Genomic DNA, 21,737 nt, shown 5'->3' with positions numbered 1-21,737 from the left:
GGAGAGAAAATATGGGTATTGCAAACAGGAAAATACTTCATACGGACATTTTGATAATCGGTGGTGGTACGGCTGGCTGCTATGCAGCGCTGACTGTCAGAGAGCATTCTGATTATTCCATCGTCATCGCGGAGAAGGCAAATATAAAGAGAAGTGGATGTCTGGCGGCGGGAGTGAACGCCATCAACGCATACATAGTGAAGGGCAGGAAGCCTGAGGACTATGTGGACTACTGCAGGAAAGACGCTGACGGGATCGTCAGAGAAGATCTTTTGCTTTCTATGTCACAGGGGCTGAACCGTGTAACAGACAAGATGGAGAAGCTGGGGCTGGTTATCCTCAAGGATGAGAATGGAGAGTATGTTGCAAGGGGCAACAGAAATATCAAGATAAATGGTGAGAACATGAAGCCGCTGCTTGCAAAGGCGGTGGAGGAGCTTGACAACTGTCAGATACTTAACAGAGTTAACATCACGGACTATATAGTTGAAAATAATCAGATCCTCGGGGCATTTGGATTCTCCATAGAGGATAATACAGCCTACGAGATCAGAGCAAAGAAAGTGCTTTGTGCTACAGGCGGTGCGGCGGGACTTTACAGACCGAACAATCCGGGATTTTCGAGGCATAAGATGTGGTATCCGCCGTTCAACACCGGAGCGGGATACGCAATGGGAATAAATGCCGGAGCGGAGATGACGACATTTGAGATGAGATTCATAGCACTCAGATGTAAGGACACCATAGCACCTACGGGAACCATAGCCCAGGGTGTCGGCGCCAAGCAGGTCAACTCACTCGGCGAGGTATACGAGAACAAATACGGACTCACCACATCCCAGAGAGTGTACGGAACGGTGAGAGAGAATATAGAGGGAAGAGGTCCATGTTACCTGAGAACAGAGGGCATCACCTCTGAGCAGGATGACTCACTGAAGAGAGCATACCTCAATATGGCTCCGAGCCAGACACTCAAATGGCTTGAGTCCGGCAAGAATCCGAGTGAGCAGAATGTGGAGATAGAGGGCACAGAGCCTTATATAGTCGGCGGCCACACAGCGAGCGGTTACTGGGTGGACAACGACAGAGAGTCCACAATACGCGGACTGTTCGCAGCCGGAGATGTGGCGGGCGGATGTCCACAGAAGTATGTGACCGGAGCGATGGTTGAGGGAGAGATAGCAGCCATTGCCATGGTAAAGCAGCTTGACGAGGGATACACCGAGCCGGAGCTTGACGAGGAGGCTGCATTTGACAGAAAGATAGAAGAGTATGACCATTTCCTCGACACTGACGAGAAGATGTTCACGTACGAGGCGATAGAGGAGGCCATGCAGAAGGTCATGGACAACTACGCCGGAGGAATATCCACCCACTACCAGTTCAATGAGAAACAGCTTGAGCTGGCAAAGGAGAAGATAGAGCAGCTCCAGAAACTTGTATGGCACATAAGTGCCCACGACATGCACGAGCTCATGTTTGTGTATGAGGTGAGGGAGAGACTCACAGTTGCACTCTCTGTAATCGCACACCTGAAGGACAGGAAGGAGACGAGATGGCACAGCTTTGCTGAGAACCTGGACTACCCGGAGAAGAGCAAAGACTGGGAGATATTTGTCAACTCCAAGATGGTGGACGGCGAGCTTAAGATGATACACAGAGAGCTGGTTAATTTGTGCCAGGTTCCCGCAGGGAATATGGCATGCAGCGTCAGCCCCTCGCCGGAGGCGACTTCAAATGGGCTGATGTTCCAAGGAAAGGGGGAAGCATATGAGCATAGTGATAAATAAAGAGCTTTGCAAAAACTGTGGCAAATGTGCAAATGTCTGCCCGGGTTCCCTCATAAAGAGAGATGAGGATGGACAGATATTCATGAAATACCCAAAGGATTGTTGGGGATGCTCATCCTGTATCAAGGAGTGTGCATTTGACGCCATCTCATTATATCTCGGAGCTGACATCGGCGGAATGGGAAGCCAGATGTCGGTGGAGAACAAAGGAGATCTGCTTCTGTGGAATATCCGCAAGATGGATGGCACCACAGACCAGATCGTGATAGATAAGAAGGAAGCAAATAAATATTAAAATATATAAAGAAGAAAGGTTGGTATAGATATGGGTACATTATCACATCTTGACGAACTGGAGGCAGAGGCGATATACATCATCCGCGAAGTTGCTGCGGAGTGTGAGAAGCCTGTTATGCTTTACTCCATAGGAAAGGACAGCTCGGTAATGCTTCATCTGGCACTCAAGGCATTCTATCCTGAGAAGCCGCCATTTCCATTTTTACATGTAAATACAACATGGAAGTTCAAGGAAATGATCGAGTTCAGAGACAAGACAGCGAAGAAATATGGACTGGACATGATCGAGTACATCAACGAGGAGGGTGTCAAGAAGGGCATCAACCCATTTGACCACGGCTCAGCATACACAGATATCATGAAGACACAGGCGCTCAAGCAGGCTCTTGACAAATACGGTTTCACAGCAGCATTTGGCGGCGGACGCAGAGACGAGGAGAAGTCCCGTGCGAAGGAGAGGATACTCTCATTCAGAAATGCACAGCATGCCTGGGATCCAAAGAACCAGAGACCGGAGATGTGGAAGTTGTTCAACACCAAGATCCAGAAGGGCGAGGAGGTCAGAGTGTTCCCACTTTCCAACTGGACAGAGGCTGATATATGGGAGTACATAGAGCGTGAGAACATAGAGATCCCATCACTGTACTTTGCAAAGGAGAGACCTGTTGTATACCGTGACGGCAATATCATCATGGTCGATGATGACAGAATGAAACTCAGACCTGGTGAGAAGATAGAGATGAAGAGTGTTCGTTTCAGAACTCTCGGATGCTATCCACTGACAGGCGGCGTGGAGTCCACAGCGGACACACTCCCTGAGATTATCGAGGAGACGCTCAGTGCGGTATCCTCAGAGAGAACCACCAGAGTTATTGACAACGAGGCAGCAGGCAGCATGGAGCGTAGAAAGAGGGAGGGATACTTCTAAGATGAGTGGATTACTTAAATTTATAACATGCGGAAGTGTAGATGACGGAAAGTCAACACTTATAGGACATATATTATATGATTCAAAGCTTTTATATGCAGATCAGGAGAAGGCTCTGGAGCTTGATTCCAAGGTAGGAAGCCGTGGCGGTGCCATCGACTATTCACTTCTTCTGGACGGACTGATGGCAGAGCGTGAGCAGGGTATCACCATCGACGTTGCATACAGATATTTTACAACGGACAAGAGAAGCTTCATCGTGGCAGATACACCGGGCCATGAGGAGTACACAAGGAACATGGCGGTTGGAGCTTCATTTGCCGACCTGGCAGTCATCCTCATAGATGCAAAGCAGGGCGTGCTGGTGCAGACCAGAAGACACGCAAGGATCTGCGCGCTGATGGGAATCAGATACTTTGTATTTGCAGTAAATAAGATGGATCTTGTCGGATACGATGAGAAGCGTTTCAACGAGATAGTTGAGCAGATAAATGAGCTGTCATCAGAGCTCAGCCTGCCAAATATCACTATCATCCCAGTGTCAGCTACAGAGGGTGACAACGTGACAAAGAAGTCAGAGAACATACCTTGGTATGAGGGTCCCGCACTCCTTACATACCTTGAGGATATAGATATCGCAGAGGATAACACAGAGGCAGGATTCTATATGCCTGTTCAGAGAGTGTGCCGTCCTGACCACACATTCAGAGGTTTCCAAGGTCAGATCGAGGATGGTGAGATCCACGTTGGAGACGAGATCAACACACTCCCAAGCAACGAGACCGCAAAGGTCAAGAGCATCCATGTGGGATTTGACACAGTGGACTCAGCACAGAAGGGACAGCCTGTAACAATACAGCTTGACCGTGAGGTTGACGTGTCAAGAGGATGTGTGCTCACAGTTGATTCAGGTGCAAAGGTTGCATCTTCGATCACCGCAACACTTCTCTGGATGGATGACGATGAGCTGTACAATGGCAAGAACTTCTTCGTGAAGCTCGGAACAAAAATGATCCCTGGTACAGTTACACACATCGATTACACCATAGATGTAAATACAGGTGAGCAGAAATCAGCAGACACCCTTTCCAAGAATGGTATCGCAGTCTGCAGAATCGCATTTGCCGACAGGATCGTGGTTGACGAGTTCAAGAAGCATAAGACTCTCGGAGAACTCATACTCATCGATCGTGTAACAGACATGACAAGTGCCTGCGGTGTTGTCGAGGAGGTTCACACTGAGGAGACCGGACTTTACGAGGGACGCATAGACAGAAATGTGCGTGCAGCGATCAAGGGACAGAAGGCTGTCATAGTTCCATTTGCAGCAGGCAATGTCACAAGAGATTTCGTTGAGTCTGTAGAGAAGAAGCTCAGCATCGATGGACGTCATACATATCTGTACGCTCCAGATATCCGCGAGGATGTAAATGCTGTATTAAAGCATCTTCATCATGCCGGAATCATCGTGCTTCTCTTCGCAAGCGATCAGCAGATCGCAGGAATCAAGGTAGAAGGTGCCGAGGTTTACAATGGCGACTGGAATGCTGACGGCGAGCTCGACGCAGACGAGATTGCAGATGAGATCCGCAAGGAGTCTGTATACGATGCGGCTCAGGTTCACGATGGAAATTACATCTAAAAAAGATCACGTAGTAATATAATAATAAAGCGAAGGACGGAGGTGTTTTATGCCTTCGTCCTTCGCTTTTGTATAGAAAGTAGTAATATGAAATATTTATTTGTCAGAACCTTTAAGTCTGGCTATTTCTGCCCTTAATTCGGCAAGCTCGTTGTCCTTGTCGGCGAGCTTCTTGTCTTTGTCGGCAATCTCCTTATCCATCTCAGCCATACGTTTTTCCATCCTGGCTTTCTCTTCCCGAAAAACATCCACAAATGTAATAATCGACTGTTCCACCATATCCGTAACCTCCTCGGTCTCTTCAAACTGGGAATATAGGCGAGTATAAAGCATCTGAGTAAATCTGTATAGTTGTGCTCCATCCTCAGCTGTTATATTCCCAAGTTCCACGTTCTTGTCTATGCTACCCATTATATCTGTTTTGATGAGGCTTTTCAATGAGGCTATATTCTCTGGTGTACGTGCTTTCTTATTCCTCAGCTTTTCGCGGAGTTTCAGAATGTAGAATGGAATCAGGATGATCATTTTCCTGTCGTTTATTTCCTTTACGGAGCAGGACGTGAGTTTTGTAACAGGGACGTTATAGGTTATGTTCTGGGTATGCCCGAATCCCACCTGCAACGAATATGTATCAGGTACTGATTTTGGTACATTGCTCAGATATATCACACAGGGTTCAGGAAAATGAATTCGATATACCTGACAGCCCTCTTCGTCCTGCAGTATCTTCTTAGTCTGATCTGCATATCCCGCTCCATATGAAAATACACGGAATACAATAGAATCATCCTTTTTCATCTGCGCTTCCATATGATATGCATCGGAATTGTTGATTACGAGTATGGTGTCGGCCAGAGTTGTGGTCATAGAATTCTGATTATCGTGAACATTTTCAGTCCAGTGATAAGATACTGTTGAGTTTTCCGGATCGTAAAACATGTTGAACAGGCCGTTAATCATGTTGATCACAGCTTTCGAGGACAGCGTGAGAATCTTCTTGAAGATGCTGTCATAAAGTTTTCTTGTTGTTGGCAAGAGTGTTCCTCCTTAGTATTTTATCCGGCCGGTAGGCACACTTTAGACCATTCAAATCGCTGTGTCAATAGGTTTTGGCAAATGCGTTTATAAAGCGCAGAGTGACACTGAGAGTGGAAAAATAAGGGGGAAATGGGAGGTGATTTTACTATTTGTATAGTAGACGAGGAAATATGTTTTGCTACTGTTTTGTTTGATTTTCTTTGATTGACATGGTGCTCTATGTTAGATTATAATAATATATGTCATAATAACTATTATAACATACCAAGAATAAAAAGGTTAATGTGACAAGGCTGCGCATTCGTGCGTATGCCGAACCTATCCCATTCATTCGTTATGAGTGAATGGGATTTTTTGCAATAATGACAGAGGGAGGAGAAAAGTATGCGAAAGAAAATTAGATATGTATTGGGGCTGGATATTGGAATTGCGTCTGTTGGATGGGCAGTTCTTTTGCTGGATGGAGAAGACAATGTATGCGGGATTGTGCGTGCTGGAGTACACACGTTTGATGAGGTTACTGTAGGGAAAGAAAAAATAACGGCGACAGCAAATAGAAGAGGGTATAGATCTGGAAGAAGGCTTGTACGTAGAAAGGCACATAGAATACAGCGAGTGAAAAGCCTATTGCAGGAAATGAATATAGTCTCAAAAAAGGATATGGATGAGTATTACTCAGGAGCAGTTGAGGATGTGTATTTCCTCAGGTGGGCTGCAATTCAGGATGAACCAGTATATATACTGAATAATAGAGAACTGGCACAGCTTCTTATATATTTTGCCAAACATCGTGGGTATAAGAGTACTGCAGTGCATGAGCAGGAGGATGAAGACGACAAAAAAGTTTTATCAGCAATTTCTGAAAACAAAAAATATATGCATGAGCATGGATATCGTACAGCCGGGGAAATGATATATAAGGATGCTAAATTTAGACAAAAAAGGTGTGGAAGCAGTGAAGAAAATGAATTGCTAGTGGCACGAAATTCGGAGGGAAACTATAGTAATTCGATTAGCAGAGATTTGCTTGTTGAAGAGGTTCGGATAATATTTGAAAAGCAGAGGGAATTAGGTAATACTCTCGCGACAAAAGAATTAGAAGAACGATTTTTAAGCATTATGCAGAGTCAGAGGAATTATGATGAAGGACCAGGTGAAGGAAGTCCATATGGAGGTAATCTGATTGAAAAGATGGTTGGTGAATGTACATTCGAGAAGGGAGAGAAACGAGCATGTAAAGCCTCGTATACATCGGAGCGATTCGTACTGCTTGAAAAAATAAATCATCTGCGAATTTGTACTGCCGATGGGAATGAGAGACCACTTAATGAGGATGAAAAGAGTGCAGTAATAAAGCTTGCATATAAGACTAAGGTGGTAAAATATAATGCTATACGAAAAGAACTAAAGCTTGATTTGGAAGAACGATTTGGAGGCTTGACATATTCTAAGGTTAATAATGGTGACTTTAAGCAAAGGATATTGGATACAGAAAAAAAGAGCGACTTTATTTCGCTTAAATATTGGCATGAAGTAAAAGATATTTTGAATTTATCTTATAAGGATTTGACGGAAGAGCAAAAACAGCTGATGGATTCTGTGGGTAAGGTGTTGACATATTACAAATCGGAAGAAAAAAGACGAGAAGAATTATCAGATCTATCGCTAAATCAAGCGCAGATAGAAAAAATGTTAAAGCTGAATTATGCAAAATTTCATAACTTGTCGTTTAAGGCAATGAAGAAGCTGATGCCTGAAATGGAAGCTGGTTATTCATATATGGAATCATGTTTACGGGTGGGATATGACAGCTTAAGTACAGACGGCGTGAAGACAAAATATATTTCAAAAGAATTATTGAATGAGGCAGTGGACAAAATAATGAATCCCACGGTCAAACGTGCTGTTCGTAGAACTGTACGGATTCTAAATGAAATAGTTAAGCTATATGGTAGCCCGGTAGAAATTCACATTGAAATGGCAAGGGATTTGCCACATTCCGGGGAGGTAAAAAAGAAAATTGCCACTGCTCAAAAAAATAATAATAAAGAGAAGAAAGAGGCAATAAAGTTCATAAGTGAGAATTTTGGAAAGACTGAAAGTGATATACGTCGGAAAGATATACTGAGGTATCGTCTTTGGAAGAATCAGAGTCAGATGGATCTGTATTCGGAAAAATTAATACCAGTTGAGGATATACTGGATTATGAAAAATATGAGGTGGATCATATTATCCCATATAGCCGTTCGTTCAACGACAGCTTTAATAATAAGGTGCTCGTAAAAAAGAAGGATAATCAGGACAAGAAAAACCATACACCGCATGAATATATTGGACATGACGATGAGGCATGGAACAAATTCGTAAAAATGGTTAATAATTATGTGTTAAGTCCTGGAAAAAGAAAAAATGCGCTTACAAAGTCATCTGATTCTGATGAATGGCGATCTAGAAACTTAAATGATACGAGATATACAACTAAGGTGGTTGCAGATTTGATTCGCAGACATTTGGTATTTGAACCATATTTTAATGGGGCTAGAAATAAACATGTATATCCTCTAAACGGAGGTGTAACAGCCAGACTTAGACATGAATGGGGGCTCGAAAAGGATAGAGAGAAAAGTGATAAACACCATGCTCAGGATGCAATTGTGATTGCGTGTTGCACGGAAAAAATGATCTGGAAAATGAGTAATATATATAAGCAAGAAGAGTTGGGTGGCGTTGTTCGAAAAGGGAATAAGCTTGTTGATAGGAGAACCGGCGAAATATTAGAAACAACAGCACTGCCGTGGAAATGGTTTCGAGAGGAAGTAGAGATGGTTATGGCAGATCATCCAGAAGATTATATCGAGAGGGCAAAAGATAGAGGCTACATGGGTGATATACCTAAGCCGATTTTTGTATCACGACTTCCAGTGAAGAAAAAGACAGGGGTAATAAGCGAGAATACTATTCGGGTTGTTGATGAGGCGAGTTCAAGAACTGTAGAAAAAACAAGCCTTGACAAGCTAAAGCTGATAGAGGTGAATGGCAAAAAGCAGATTAAAGATTATTATCGACCAGAAGACGACGTGCTACTATATAATAAATTACTTGATAGACTAATTCGATATGGAAATGCAAAAGATGCATTTGCAGAGCCATTTTATAAACCTAAGAAGGATGGATCTGATGGCCCGATTGTAAAAAAAGTTAAACTCTATGTAGGAGTAGCTGATGATCAGGTTAAGGTTAGAGGAAGAGGTGAAGATATAGATAGAGAAGGAGTCAAAGATAGAGGAGGGATGTACCGATGCGATATATTCAGGAAAGATGGAAAATATTATATGGTTCCGGTATATTATAAAGATTTATATTTGCACAGGATGCCAACAAAGGCTGTAGTTGCCCATAAGGAGACTGCGGATTGGAAGGAAATGGATGATAAAGATTTCCTGTTTAGCTTATATCCGGATGACCTTATAAAAGTACAAAAGAAAAATAAAGAAATAGAAAATGGTTATTATAAAACCAGTGATCGCTATTCTGCAGGGATAAGCTATGTACAACATGATCTCGGCGCGAAGTCTTATGTTAGGTTGTGTATACAAAATCTAGCAATTTTTGAAAAATTAAATGTTGATATACTTGGAAATATATATTCTTGTTCCAAAGAAGAAAGAGAGTGGTTATAGGTGGCATATCGTAATATCATTGTGACTAGGAATATAGGGATTTCTGTTCATAACTATCAATTGGTAATCGGAAATGAAGATATGTGTGTGCCGCTTGAGGATATAAACTGTCTTGTGCTTGAGCATGCGGGAATTATGATTTCAAGTGGAGTCTTGCAGCGGTTAAGTGAGAATGGATGTCTGGTTTATATATGCGATGAAAAGCATCTACCATCTACAGTTGTTCTTCCTATGGCAAGACATAGCAGACATTTTAAGATGCTCACTGCGCAGCTTGCGGTAACAAAACCAAGACAAAACAGGATATGGCAGCAAATTGTAAAACAAAAGATAGCTAATCAGGCGATGTGCTTAAAATTGTGCGGCAAAAAGAATGCCGATCAATTATACAATATGACAAAAAAGGTGCAGTCTGGTGATAAGACAAATGTAGAAGCGCAGGCAGCAGCATTGTACTTTAAAAGCTTATTTGGCAACGACTTTACTCGGGGAGATGACAACGGAATAAATGCGGCACTTAACTATGGATATAGTATATTGCGAGGTCATATATCTAGGTCAATAGTATGTTATGGGTTTGAGCCTTCTCTTGGAATTAATCATCATAGCCAGCTGAACAATTTCAATCTTGCAGATGATTTTATTGAACCGTATCGAGCAATTGTTGATTATTTTGTTTATACACAGCTACATATGGAAGAAGGGAAAGAGCTAAGCAAAGAGATGCGGTATCAATTGGTGGATATTGTGAATTATGACATGGATATACATGGAGAAAAACATGTAATACATCATGCCATAGATAAAATGGTAGCAAGTTATAATTCTATTTTGATGGGTAATAAGGATGAACTTGAAATCCCAGAATTGATAGAGCTGGAAAGACATAATTATGAGTAAATTTATGAGATTGATTGTATTTTTTGATATTCCAACAAAGACGAAGAAGGATAGAAGATGCGCATACAGTTTCCGCAAATTTCTGTTGAATGATGGATATTGTATGTTGCAATATTCGGTATATGTTCGTGTGTGCAATGGGATGGATGCGGAAAGAAAACATGAAGGGCGTCTGAATGAAAATCTTCCAGAAACGGGTTCTGTAAGAATGTTGGTTCTCACGGATAAACAGTATTCTTCGATGAAAATACTGGTGGGAACAACAAAAAAAGAAGAAAAAGGTAGCATAAATTTGCTGGATATCATATGATTTTTTAATGTGAAAAAGCTAGGATTTGTTGAAAATCCTAGCTTTTTTGCTACCCTATTATAACATACCAAGAATAAAAAGGGAAATATGACAGATAGGCCTCATGCTTGATGATGACAGTATTATAACATACCAAGAATAAAAAGGGAAATATGACTATAGTGGTTTCAAGCACTTTGATGTAGTCATTATAACATACCAAGAATAAAAAGGGAAATATGACGGATTGCAATAAAACTTAATGCCCCTGTTTATTATAACATACCAAGAATAAAAAGGGAAATATGACCTGTGGGTAGCATATGCGTGCAGTCCACTAATTATAACATACCAAGAATAAAAAGGGAAATATGACTTATGCGCATGTATGTGCTAGCGTCTGCATATTATAACATACCAAGAATAAAAAGGGAAATATGACATCGCGCCGTAGCATATATTAACACGGCGTATTATAACATACCAAGAATAAAAAGGGAAATATGACATAATGTGTTCGTTGATCTCGTTGATTGCCATTATAACATACCAAGAATAAAAAGGGAAATATGACCCACGAATTTGATTTATTTGATAACCAATATTATAACATACCAAGAATAAAAAGGGAAATATGACCATAAAGCTTTCAACCTTTTCCACAGCCTATTATAACATACCAAGAATAAAAAGGGAAATATGACTCGGTAGCAAAGACTTTCTGCAGGTGTGCCATTATAACATACCAAGAATAAAAAGGGAAATATGACAATTGGAAGTATAATAGCTGTCCAAATAAATTATAACATACCAAGAATAAAAAGGGAAATATGACCTGCCCACCACCACCATAATGTATGCCCTATTATAACATACCAAGAATAAAAAGGGAAATATGACATCGTTCACAATGCAATAGATACAAAGAAAGCCGGAACTTATGAAGTGACATATCAGGTAACAGATAGTCAGGGTGCTACTGCTACAAAGACGGTTAAAGTAACTGTTAAGCCTGCACCGGTTAATCCAGATACAGATAAACCGAATACCAATAAGCCAAGTAATGATAAAGGCAGTGTAGAAACAGGCGATAGAAATAATCTTCTATTGTGGGAAGTCATGTTGATTGGTTCAAGTATCCTTCTGTTATACAGTCTGTATCGTAAAAAACGAAAAACAAATCAATAACAACTTATGAGGGTAGTTGCCTAAATACAGGCACTGCCCTCTTTTCACAAGAAAGCCTTTTTGAGTTAATTGGAGAAAGTGTTGTTCATGGGGCCAGGCACCAATGGTGCTGAGTTAATTGGAGAAAGAAAAAAATATTTACACTGAATATTTTAGCCTTTTGGGGCTATAATTTTCAATGGCAACTTGAAAACCTGATAGAAAACACATATAATATTGATTGAAAAAGCCTAAATAGGCAGAAATTTTCAATGAAATGGAGTGGGATTTATGGAAATTAAGCGCGATAGTTACCTTGAGCAGTTGATTTCATATCGTTTTGATGGATTAGTGAAAGTAATTACCGGTATCAGGAGATGTGGAAAATCCTATCTTCTTAAAAATATATACCGAGATTACTTAATAGAAAATGGTGTAAAAGAAGAACAGATTATCACGATTGAGCTTGACCTTGCGAAAGACATTAAATATCGTAATCCGCTTATTCTTTCATCATATGTAAGAGAAGAAGTGGAAAAGAGCAAAGATGAGTATTATCTTTTCGTTGATGAAATTCAAATGTCTGATGAGGTGGCTAATCCATATAATCCGGACGGTAAGAAAATTACTTTTTACGATGCTCTTAATGATTTGAGAGGTTTATCGAATTTAGATGTTTATGTGACAGGAAGCAATTCAAAAATGCTTTCCAGTGATATCCTTACTGAGTTTAGAGGACGAAGTGATGAGATAAGAGTACATCCGCTTAGTTTTGCAGAATATTATTCTGCTGTTGGTGGGGATAAAAATGAAGCATTTGATGAATACGCATTTTATGGCGGTATGCCACTTATCCTGTCAAGACCTAATGATACGGCTAAGATGAATTATCTGAAATCACTTTTCTCAGAAGTGTATATTAAGGATATTGTTGAACGTAAGAGAATTGAAAGGCAAGATGTTCTGGAACGGATTTTAGATTTGCTTTGCTCATCAGTTGGCTCATTAACAAATCCGACCAAAATTGCGAATGCTCTGAAGTCAAAGCAAGGGGGCGGTGTGGCTGCTAACACGATTCGGGCATATATCGGACATTTGGAAGATGCGTTTCTTTTTTCAGAAAGTAAGCGATATGATGTAAAAGGAAAATCCTATTTTGACTCGCCAAATAAATATTATTGCGAAGATATTGGACTTAGAAATGCAAGGATAGGTTTCCGCCAGCAGGAAATGACGCATATAATGGAAAACATCATATATAATGAGTTGAATATCAGGCAGTTTTCCGTTGATGTTGGTGTTGTTTATGCAAGGACGCTCAGCGAAAAAGGCAATTCAATTCGCACTCCAAGGGAAATTGATTTTGTCGTAAATTCAGGAGGAAAACGAACTTATATTCAGTCAGCGTATGCGATGCCTACTGATGAAAAAGCAGAAGCAGAACTCAGACCATTTGCGCTCACAGGAGATTCTTTCCCTAAAATTGTGGTAAGGAAAGATATTGGAAAGCGTTGGTATGATGATAACGGCATTTTGAATATCAACGTGATTGATTTCCTTTTGGATAAGGAGCTTATTTAAAAAGAGCATGTATGAGCAGAAGAGTGAACATAAGCATTGCCGTGTGTAAAAGCAGTGGGGACAATGCGTTGGGAAAAATATGGTAGTCAAAGAAAATGCAAAAGATGGTGATAGTGTATCCATAAAGGCATATAATGGAAGTGATCCGATAGTTGTCATACCGGAGCAGATAGACGGGAAGGATGTTATATCCATAATTAACGGGCCTTTTAGCAATGACAGTTTAAAATATGTAGACCTGGGCTACAATCTTAAAGAATTTGATAATGCTTATTTTTCGGATACATTAGAAGTGATTCATCTTCCAGCAGGGGTAGAGAATCTCGATAAGGTAGTCTTCTTTGACGAAGATACCTTGACAATTGTTGGCAAAGCCGGTTCGTTTGCAGAAACATTTGCAAAGGAAGAGGGAATAAAATTCGAGGCAGAATGATAAAGGCTGTGTGAAAGAGGCAGGACGAGAAAGTCCTGTCTTTTTTATGTGTAAATAAACGACATAGACATAAAAGTTGACATAATCAGGTAAAGTGTATAACCTTATGTACATAAAGAAAATGATATTATGTATAAAGAGTCTGAGGAAAATTATGAGTTCTACAATAAAACAAAATAAATATGAAATTGATATGTGCAACGGGACGATCATGGATAAGCTGATCTCGTTTTCGTTACCGCTTATGCTGTCGGGAATTTTGCAGCTTATGTTCAACGCAGTAGATATCATCGTTGTCGGAAGATTCAGTGGAAGTCAGGCTCTGGCGGCGGTCGGTTCAACCACAGCACTTATCAATGTATTTACCAATTTGTTCATAGGGATATCCCTTGGGGCAAATGTGCTTGCGGCAAGATTTTATGCCGCAGGAAAAGATAAAGAAATGTCAGAGACAGTACATACCGCGATCACGTTAGCGCTGATCAGCGGTATTATTATGGCCTTTGTCGGACTGATATGTGCAAAACCGGCGTTAGCGCTTATGGATACACCGGATGATGTAATTGATCTTTCGTCTGTATACATGCGGATTTACTTTCTGGGAATGCCGTTTTTTATGCTGTACAATTACGGCGCGGCCATACTAAGAGCGGTGGGAGATACAAAGAGACCGCTCCTTTTCCTGGTTATTTCAGGAATTGCAAATACAGGTCTAAACCTATGCTTTGTGATCATTTTCAAGCTTGGAGTTGCCGGTGTGGCAATCGGAACTGTTATCTCACAGCTGATATCCTGCGTGCTTGTGCTCCGCTGTCTGTATATGTCGGAGACAAGCTATCAGCTTAGATTTTCAAAGCTTACCATCAAGGGGGCATATGTAAAGCAGATCTTTTCGGTCGGAGTTCCGGCGGGAATTCAGAGCACGGTCATCAACTTTTCGAATGTGCTGCTTCAGTCGTCAGTCAACTCATTTGGCTCGGTTGCCATGGCGGGCTACACGGCGGCAAATAATATATTTGGATTTCTGTATGTGACGGTGAATGCTGTAACGCAGGCGTGCATGAGTTTTACGAGCCAGAACTACGGTGTCGGCAAATGGAAACGTATGGAGAGAGTTCTGATCGACTGTCTGATATTGTCATTTGTGGCAATGATGGTTCTGGGCAATGGAGCGTATTTCTTTGGACCGCAGCTGCTGCATATATATACGAGCAGCGACGCGGTTATAAAGTGCGGAATGGAGATTCTGCTGTATACGACAGTCACATATTTCCTTTGCGGATTTATGGACTTGTTCCCGGGGGCGCTTCGTGGGATGGGACATTCCGGAGTTCCGATGCTCCTCTCGATCATAGGAACGGTGGGAACCCGAATCGTGTGGATATACTGGATTTTCCCGAGACACAGATCCCTGGCGGTTCTGTTCATCTCATATCCGGCATCCTGGATCATAACCCTCGCTATGCAGATAGTATGTTATTTCTATGTGAGGAATATGCTGTATAAGAAAATTGCAAATAAGAAATGAGTGAAAACGTATGGGGAAGCTGCCAGAGAAATGGGGCTGATCCATACGTTTTTATTTGCTGTTGTTTAAGAAGATAGAGATGTCGTATAAGAATAGGCCCGTCCGAATTAAAATAAGCCATGCTTTCCCTCGCCACTGATGTGGCTCGTGAGGAGGGGCTGCATGAACGAAGTTCATATTTAATCAGCCCCGATGACCTGCCGTCTGGCGAAGGCGAGGGGGCATTACCTGAGAATGGCATGCGCCGTGGATACCGTACGGAATTATAAAATAAGCAATGCGCCCCTCGCCGCTAACGCGGCCCTGAGGATGGCATGCGCCGTATAGATAACAAAAAAACACCAGTTGATTGTGAGCAAGCTCCCGATGACTACCACTACAAAATAAGCCATGCTCCCCTCGCTGCTAACGCAGCTCGTGGAATGGCATGCGCCATATACATAACCTCAAAAGATGATCTGAATGTGAGTAAACTCCCATCAGATCATTTTTTTCGATTATGTGCATGGCTTATTTTATAATTCCTATTGACATAGTAGGGTATAAGAGCTATAATCCTATCATGTTCGTAGGAATTATAGGATTTATTATTTAGTGAGGCATAGAAGATCATGAGATTTAACACAGCATTATTACACAGCGCAAAGCTTGGTGATGAGAATACAGGCGCCACACTTACACCGATCTATCAATCCAGTGCATTCTATCAGCCTTCAGCGGAGCAGCATGAGAAGCTCTTCCACAACAAGGCGACGGGTTATTCTTATACGAGGATCAACAACCCGACGATAGTTGCATTTGAGGAGCGGATGACAAATCTTGAAAAGGGAGTGGGTTCTGTAGCTTGTTCCTCAGGCATGGCGGCACTCACAAATGCACTCTTAAATATAGTAGGAGCTGGCGGAGAGATAGTGTCCAGCACAGGACTCTACGGGGGAACGATAGATCTGTTCCACGATCTGGAGGCATTTGGGATCAAGACGACATTTGTGGAGATATCGGATAAGGAAGCGGTTGAGGCAGCGATAAATGAGAATACCAGAGTGATATTTGCTGAGACAATCGGCAATCCGAAGCTGGATGTGGTGGATATAAAGGCACTTTCGGAGCTGGCACATTCACACAGGCTTCCGCTCCTAATAGACAATACAGTGGCAACTGCATATCTGGTCACACCACTGACACTTGGAGCGGATATAGTCATCAATTCCACATCCAAGTACATCAATGGCAACAGCGATGCCATAAGCGGAGTCATCACCGACAGCGGCAATTTCAAATGGGACGCAGAGCGTTATCCGCTTCTGCAGCAGTACAAGATGTTCGGAAAGTTCGCCTACATAGCAAAACTCAGGAACGGACTTTTTAGAAATACAGGAGCCTGCATAGCTCCACAGACAGCATTTTACAATATGCTGGGCATGGAGACATTGGGACTTCGAATGGAGCGATGCTCACACAATGCACTTGCCCTTGCTCAGTTTCTGGAAAGTCAGGAGGGTGTAAAGGTCAACTATCCGGGACTTACCTCAAGCCCATGGCATGACATAGCGGATAAGCAGCTGCACGGAGGCTACGGCGCTATTATTACTATCAGAGTCGGCAGCAAGGAGAAGGCATTTGCGGTGATGAATAAGCTCACAATACCGCAGATAGTGTCGAACATAGGAGACACAAAGACGCTCATCGTGCATCCTGAATCGACACTGAATGCGCACAGCACAGAGCAGGAAAAGCTTGACGCTAACGTATATGATGATATGATTCGTATTAGTGTCGGAATCGAGGATGTGGAGGATCTGATAGAAGATTTCCAGAAGGCCCTTGTCGACTAATACACAAATGATTTGGAGGAACTACATATGGCAGTAGATTACGCAGCTCTGAAAAAGGGCGGATTCATGAGACAGAAGCAGAAGAATAACTTTTCTCTGAGACTTCAGGTGGTGGGAGGAAATCTTACCGCAGAGAATCTCAAGAAGATAGCAGAGGTTGCCGAGAAATACGGAGATGGACATGTACATCTCACATCGAGACAGAGTGTTGAGATCCCATTTGTCAAGCTTGACGATGTGGAAGAGGTGAAGGAGGAATTGGCAAAGGGAGGCTGTAAGCCGGGTGTGTGTGGCCCGAGAGTAAGAACAGTCACAGCGTGCCAGGGAAATCAGATCTGTCCGAGCGGCAATATAGACACTTATGACATAGCCAAGAAGCTTGATGCGAGATATTACGCAAGGGAGCTTCCTCACAAGTTCAAGTTCGGTGTCACGGGATGCCAGAACAACTGTCTGAAGGCAGAAGAGAACGACGTGGGAATCAAGGGCGCGATGGTGGTAGAGTGGGATGAGCCATCATGTATCATGTGTGGCGTGTGCGTCAAGGCATGCCGTGAGGGCGCGATCACCATGGCGGACGGCAAGATCATCCTAGACACAGACAAATGTAACTACTGCGGACGATGCGCAAAGGCATGTCCTACAGATGCATGGAAGGGCGAGACAGGATACCTTGTATCATTCGGAGGATTATTTGGTAACACGATCCACCGCGGCGAGGAGTTACTTCCGGTTGTTAAATCTGAGGAGCAGCTTTTCCGTATCACAGATGCGGCAATACAGTTCTTTGCAGACAATGCAAAGCCAAGCGAGCGTTTCCAGTTCACCCTGGAGCGTGTGGGCTTAGACAAATTCAAAGAAGTATTAAAGGAGGCTTACAATGGCTGATTACGAAATTGATGACAGAGTAGATATAACTGATGTGGTGTGCCCGATGACATTTGTCAAGGCGAAGGTAGCCATGGAGGAGCTTGAGATAGGACAGGTGCTTGCGGTTACCATGAACGACGGCGAGCCTGTACAGAACGTACCAAGAAGCTTCAAGGAGGAAGGACAGCAGATCCTGAAGCTCATCGACAACGAGAATGGCACTTATGATCTTATAGTTAAAAAACTGGAGGATTGATCAGAAAAGGAGAAAATGAATGGCAGTAAGAGTCAGTGCAGAGGATTTCGATGCGAAGGTTCTTCAGTCGGAGCTTCCGGTCATCGTGGAATTCTATTCGGACAGCTGCATACCATGCAAGCAGCTCTCACCTATCCTTGGCGGCATCGAGGATGACTACAAGGACAAGGTAAATGTGTACAAGGTAAATGTAAACTTCGACGCAGAGCTTGCTGAGAAGTACGCAGTCATGGCATCACCAACCATACTCTTCTTCAAGGGTGGTGAGGAGGTTTCCCGCATCCGCGGTCTTGTGAAGAGAAATGCGCTGGAGGAGGAAGTTGGCAAATTATTGTAGAAATTCGTTGGTAAAGTGACACGATGGAGTATTTGACTGTAGTCAATTACTTTCGGTGTACAGAAGAATGAAACTATATAATTAAAATTATAAAGTATATAATCACATTTTATGTTAGTCTGGCAACGCCGGACAGGCAAATGAATCGTCAGGAGGAAAGAAAAATGACAGTCACAATAGCAGGAAAGAAGAAAGAGATAGCAGAGAAGACAACAATAGCTCAGATCATCGTGTCAGAGAACGTTGAGAATCCGGACTATGTCACAGTAACAGTGAACGATGAGTTTGTTGACTCAGATGCATTTGCAACAACAGAGCTCAAGGACGGCGATACAGTAGAGTTCCTCTACTTCATGGGAGGTGGCAGCTTCTAATGGCATTCACAAACGAACAGATGGAACGTTACTCACGTCACATCATCCTTCAGGAAGTTGGCGTGAAGGGACAGAAGAAATTGTTAAATGGCAAGGTGCTGATCATAGGCGCAGGTGGACTTGGAGCACCAGCCGCTATGTACCTGGCAGCAGCCGGAGTAGGAACCATCGGTATAGTTGATGCCGATGAGGTAGATCTGTCAAATCTTCAGAGACAGATCATTCACGGAACAGCAGATGTGGGCAAGGCAAAGGTCAAATCCGCAAAGGAGACCATGAACGCCATGAACCCTGATGTAAATGTGATTACATACAGAGAGTTCGTGACATCAGAGAACATCATGGATCTCATCAAGGACTATGATTTCATCATCGATGGAACAGACAACTTCCCTGCAAAATTCCTTATCAACGATGCCTGTGTTATGGCTAAGAAGCCATTTTCACATGCAGGAATCATCAGATTCAAGGGTCAGCTTATGACATATGTTCCAGATGAGGGACCATGCTACAGATGTGTATTCAAGGATCCACCTCCAAAGGATGCGGTTCCTACATGTAAGCAGGCCGGAGTCATCGGAGCAATGGGCGGTGTTATCGGAAGTCTTCAGGCTATGGAGGCAATCAAATATCTCATTGGAGTTGGCGATCTTCTGACAGGAAGACTCCTTACATTTGACGCACTTAAGATGGAGTTCCACACAGTAAAGCTCCCTCACAAGAAGGGCTGTGGATGTGCTGTATGTGGACCAAATCCAACCATCACCAAGCTCATCGACTACGAGCAGGTGGAGTGTGACGGTAAGTAATTTTCATAAGGAGGACCCGCTTGCGGGAGATTCCTTATGAAGCACGCAGACGCCGCGCGAAGCGCCTTTTCATGCGTCTGCTCAATGCTTGATAATAAGGAGGATATGAAGTAAGATGTTGTACATGACAAAGTCTGATTACGAGAAGATACTTGCACACTGCAAGGAAGGCCTTCCAAATGAGTCCTGTGGTCTGATCGGCGGTGTTAGAGAGGGCGATAAGAAGTACATCAGGAAGGTGTATCTCCTGACAAATATTGACGCCAGCAACGAGCATTTCTCCATGGCCCCAAGAGAGCAGCTTGCGGCAGTTAAGGATATGCGTGCAAATGGATACGAGCTTCTTGGCAACTTCCATTCCCATCCAGAGTCTCCATCCAGACCTTCGGAGGAGGATAAGAGACTTGCATATGATTCCAAGGTGAATTATCTGATTCTCTCCCTCATGGAGATAGACAATCCGGTACTCAAGGCCTTCAACATAGATGAGGAAAAGAATGTGACGATAGAGGAGCTTGTTATAGAATCATGATAGATAGCAGGCATTTGAAAGAACAGGGCGGGCTTTGATACCCGCCCTTGTTCTTTACGTGGGCTTGTCATAAATTTTCATTTGGAGTTACTGAAGATATGTTTTGCATAAGTATAAATCATAAAAATACACCGGCCGATGTCAGGGAGAGCTTTGCATTTTCGACAAAAGGACAGAGACAGTTCACCGAGCGGCTAAAGGCTGCGGTGGGTGGATGTGTCGTGTTGTCGACCTGCAATAGGATGGAAATATACTTTACGGATAAATGTGAGCCATGTGGGCCTGTTATAACAGGAAAAATGAGCAGCGGTGAAGCTTCCGGTGGGCGAGGTGGCCTGCTTGAACAGGTAGAAATGCTTCTGGCTAATGATAGGGATGTCCCTGTCAGCCTCATAAGAAGATATAGCATGAATTATGAGGGATTCCAGTGTATGTTACATCTGTGCAGAGTGGCGTGTGGTATGGATTCCATGGTGCTCGGCGAGGTGGAGATCATACATCAGGTGAAGAGCGCATATCTTGTGGCAAAGAAGCTTGGAGCCTGTGACGGCGAGCTGAATATAGCATTTCAGGGAGCACTTGCGGCGGCAAAGGCGGTGGCGACGGAGAGTGACACTACGAGACTTCCGGTATCCGTCGGAACCTTGTCAGCACGGGAGGCAGTGAATTTTACAAGAAATGGCGGCATTGAAAACACGTGCAGAGATGTTCGAAGTGATGTGGTAAGCAGCAGTCAAGTTGAGAGTGTGGATGCTGAAAAGGCAAATACCGGGCATATCCTAGTCGTAGGAGCCACAGGCAAGATAGGCAGCATAGTTGTCAAGGATATTGCAGATCTTGCACCAGATATAGAGATAACAGGCACAAGCAGAAGTCACCACAGTGCAGATAGCATATTTGACAGACATCAGCAGATCAGGATAGAGGACTACAGCAGAAGATATGAGCTGGCAGCCTGGGCGGATGTCATCATCAGTGCGACATCAAGCCCGCATTATACATTTGTCAGGGATGAGCTGGCGGAGGCTGTGAAAATGCAGCCGAAGCGGAGATTGCTCCTTGATCTGGCAATGCCAAAGGACATTGACCCGTCAGTCTCAGAGGTGGACGGATGTGTATTGCGTGACATAGACTATATCAGGACACTTTCCAGAGAGAACAATGAAAACAGGGCAAAGACAATCACAGAGATGGAGCCGTGGCTCATATCACAGGTTGACGAGATCATGAAGAACATAGCATTTTCGAGGTTCAACAGGGAGCACGGAGACGTGATGGCGAAGCTTAAGACTATAGATGGCGCAAAGCTGGTATATAAACTCAAAGGACAGCTTGAGTATGAGGCATTTGAGAAAATGCTGGACAGTATTGTGACTGCCGGATGTGAGAACTGAATACTGCTTGTTTGCCTGAGGTTATGATGTATCATCGGCTGATGATGGTTATGTCA

Annotated in this window: 20 protein-coding genes and 1 CRISPR repeat array; of the genes, 19 read left to right on the top strand and 1 reads right to left on the bottom strand. The window is 43.0% G+C overall.

Translation table 11 applies throughout. The annotated features are described in order from the left end of the window. Positions 1–11 precede the first annotated feature (11 nt). The 4 genes from DXB91_RS03800 to DXB91_RS03785 are packed head-to-tail and all read left to right on the top strand — an operon-like array spanning position 12 to position 4,657. On the top strand, positions 12–1,790 hold the full coding sequence (locus DXB91_RS03800) for an adenylyl-sulfate reductase subunit alpha (protein ID WP_117875191.1): 1,779 nt from the start codon (positions 12–14) through the stop codon (positions 1,788–1,790). Then, positions 1,771–2,085, top strand: coding sequence for a 4Fe-4S dicluster domain-containing protein (locus DXB91_RS03795; protein ID WP_004851736.1), 315 nt, complete (start codon positions 1,771–1,773; stop codon positions 2,083–2,085). The genes DXB91_RS03800 and DXB91_RS03795 overlap by 20 nt, the downstream gene beginning before the upstream one ends. A gap of 30 nt (positions 2,086–2,115) precedes the next feature. Beyond that, on the top strand, positions 2,116–3,015 hold the full coding sequence (gene cysD, locus DXB91_RS03790; RefSeq protein WP_015534724.1) for a sulfate adenylyltransferase subunit CysD: 900 nt from the start codon (positions 2,116–2,118) through the stop codon (positions 3,013–3,015). 1 nt (position 3,016) lies between these two features. After that, entirely contained in the window at positions 3,017–4,657 is a 1,641-nt protein-coding gene (locus tag DXB91_RS03785) for a sulfate adenylyltransferase subunit 1 (protein WP_118016867.1), read from the top strand. Positions 4,658–4,753: 96 nt separating this feature from the next. Here DXB91_RS03785 and DXB91_RS03780 read toward each other — a convergent pair whose 3' ends face one another. Beyond that, positions 4,754–5,692: a hypothetical protein gene (locus DXB91_RS03780; RefSeq protein WP_118016866.1), complete on the bottom strand. Its 939-nt coding sequence runs from the start codon at positions 5,690–5,692 to the stop codon at positions 4,754–4,756. A 387-nt stretch (positions 5,693–6,079) separates the two neighbouring features. Here DXB91_RS03780 and cas9 point away from each other — a divergent pair, with 387 nt between their 5' ends. The 15 genes from cas9 (at position 6,080) to DXB91_RS03705 (ending at position 21,681) form a co-directional block, all read left to right on the top strand. Continuing rightward, positions 6,080–9,376: a type II CRISPR RNA-guided endonuclease Cas9 gene (cas9, locus tag DXB91_RS03775; protein ID WP_118016865.1), complete on the top strand. Its 3,297-nt coding sequence runs from the start codon at positions 6,080–6,082 to the stop codon at positions 9,374–9,376. Continuing rightward, positions 9,377–10,276 carry a type II CRISPR-associated endonuclease Cas1 gene (cas1, locus tag DXB91_RS03770; RefSeq protein WP_118016864.1) on the top strand — a complete coding sequence of 300 codons (900 nt, stop codon included), beginning with the start codon at positions 9,377–9,379 and terminating at the stop codon, positions 10,274–10,276. It abuts the gene before it with no gap. Then, the gene (gene cas2, locus DXB91_RS03765; RefSeq protein ID WP_243003508.1) at positions 10,269–10,586 is read left to right on the top strand and encodes a CRISPR-associated endonuclease Cas2; all 318 of its coding nucleotides are present in this window, start codon (positions 10,269–10,271) and stop codon (positions 10,584–10,586) included. The genes cas1 and cas2 overlap by 8 nt, the downstream gene beginning before the upstream one ends. 56 nt (positions 10,587–10,642) lie before the next feature. Next, positions 10,643–11,465: direct repeats of the CRISPR family, unit length 36 nt; unit sequence ATTATAACATACCAAGAATAAAAAGGGAAATATGAC. After that, positions 11,466–11,753 carry an immunoglobulin-like domain-containing protein gene (locus DXB91_RS14845; RefSeq protein ID WP_118016862.1) on the top strand — a complete coding sequence of 96 codons (288 nt, stop codon included), beginning with the start codon at positions 11,466–11,468 and terminating at the stop codon, positions 11,751–11,753. Positions 11,754–12,023: 270 nt separating this feature from the next. Beyond that, complete coding sequence (locus tag DXB91_RS03755; protein WP_118016861.1) at positions 12,024–13,313, top strand: ATP-binding protein; 1,290 nt, start codon at positions 12,024–12,026, stop codon at positions 13,311–13,313. Between the two features lie 79 nt (positions 13,314–13,392). Next, entirely contained in the window at positions 13,393–13,746 is a 354-nt protein-coding gene (locus tag DXB91_RS03750; protein ID WP_118016860.1) for a hypothetical protein, read from the top strand. Positions 13,747–13,900: 154 nt separating this feature from the next. After that, on the top strand, positions 13,901–15,274 hold the full coding sequence (locus DXB91_RS03745; RefSeq protein ID WP_118016859.1) for an MATE family efflux transporter: 1,374 nt from the start codon (positions 13,901–13,903) through the stop codon (positions 15,272–15,274). Between the two features lie 611 nt (positions 15,275–15,885). After that, a complete protein-coding gene (locus DXB91_RS03740; RefSeq protein WP_118016858.1) occupies positions 15,886–17,109 on the top strand; it encodes an O-acetylhomoserine aminocarboxypropyltransferase/cysteine synthase family protein in 1,224 nt (407 codons plus the stop codon). A gap of 27 nt (positions 17,110–17,136) precedes the next feature. Further along, positions 17,137–17,997, top strand: coding sequence for a 4Fe-4S binding protein (locus DXB91_RS03735; RefSeq protein ID WP_118016857.1), 861 nt, complete (start codon positions 17,137–17,139; stop codon positions 17,995–17,997). Then, positions 17,990–18,235 (top strand): sulfurtransferase TusA family protein, encoded by a 246-nt coding sequence (locus DXB91_RS03730; protein WP_004851723.1) that lies wholly within the window; start codon positions 17,990–17,992, stop codon positions 18,233–18,235. Before DXB91_RS03735 ends, DXB91_RS03730 begins: the two co-directional genes overlap by 8 nt. A gap of 19 nt (positions 18,236–18,254) precedes the next feature. After that, positions 18,255–18,572, top strand: coding sequence for a thioredoxin family protein (locus tag DXB91_RS03725; protein WP_118016856.1), 318 nt, complete (start codon positions 18,255–18,257; stop codon positions 18,570–18,572). 164 nt (positions 18,573–18,736) lie between these two features. Then, positions 18,737–18,946, top strand: coding sequence for a sulfur carrier protein ThiS (thiS, locus tag DXB91_RS03720; protein ID WP_015534732.1), 210 nt, complete (start codon positions 18,737–18,739; stop codon positions 18,944–18,946). Next, the gene (thiF, locus tag DXB91_RS03715) at positions 18,946–19,755 is read left to right on the top strand and encodes a thiazole biosynthesis adenylyltransferase ThiF (RefSeq protein WP_004851717.1); all 810 of its coding nucleotides are present in this window, start codon (positions 18,946–18,948) and stop codon (positions 19,753–19,755) included. The genes thiS and thiF overlap by 1 nt, the downstream gene beginning before the upstream one ends. A 115-nt stretch (positions 19,756–19,870) precedes the next feature. Beyond that, positions 19,871–20,287 carry a M67 family metallopeptidase gene (locus DXB91_RS03710; protein ID WP_118016855.1) on the top strand — a complete coding sequence of 139 codons (417 nt, stop codon included), beginning with the start codon at positions 19,871–19,873 and terminating at the stop codon, positions 20,285–20,287. Positions 20,288–20,385: 98 nt separating this feature from the next. Continuing rightward, entirely contained in the window at positions 20,386–21,681 is a 1,296-nt protein-coding gene (locus DXB91_RS03705) for a hypothetical protein (RefSeq protein ID WP_118016854.1), read from the top strand. Positions 21,682–21,737 lie beyond the last annotated feature (56 nt).

This window comes from Coprococcus sp. OM06-34AC (assembly GCF_003462545.1).
Lineage (GTDB): Bacteria > Bacillota > Clostridia > Lachnospirales > Lachnospiraceae > Coprococcus > Coprococcus aceti.
Note: the sequence above shows the minus strand (reverse complement) of the source record. Positions and strands in the feature narration are given on the sequence as shown.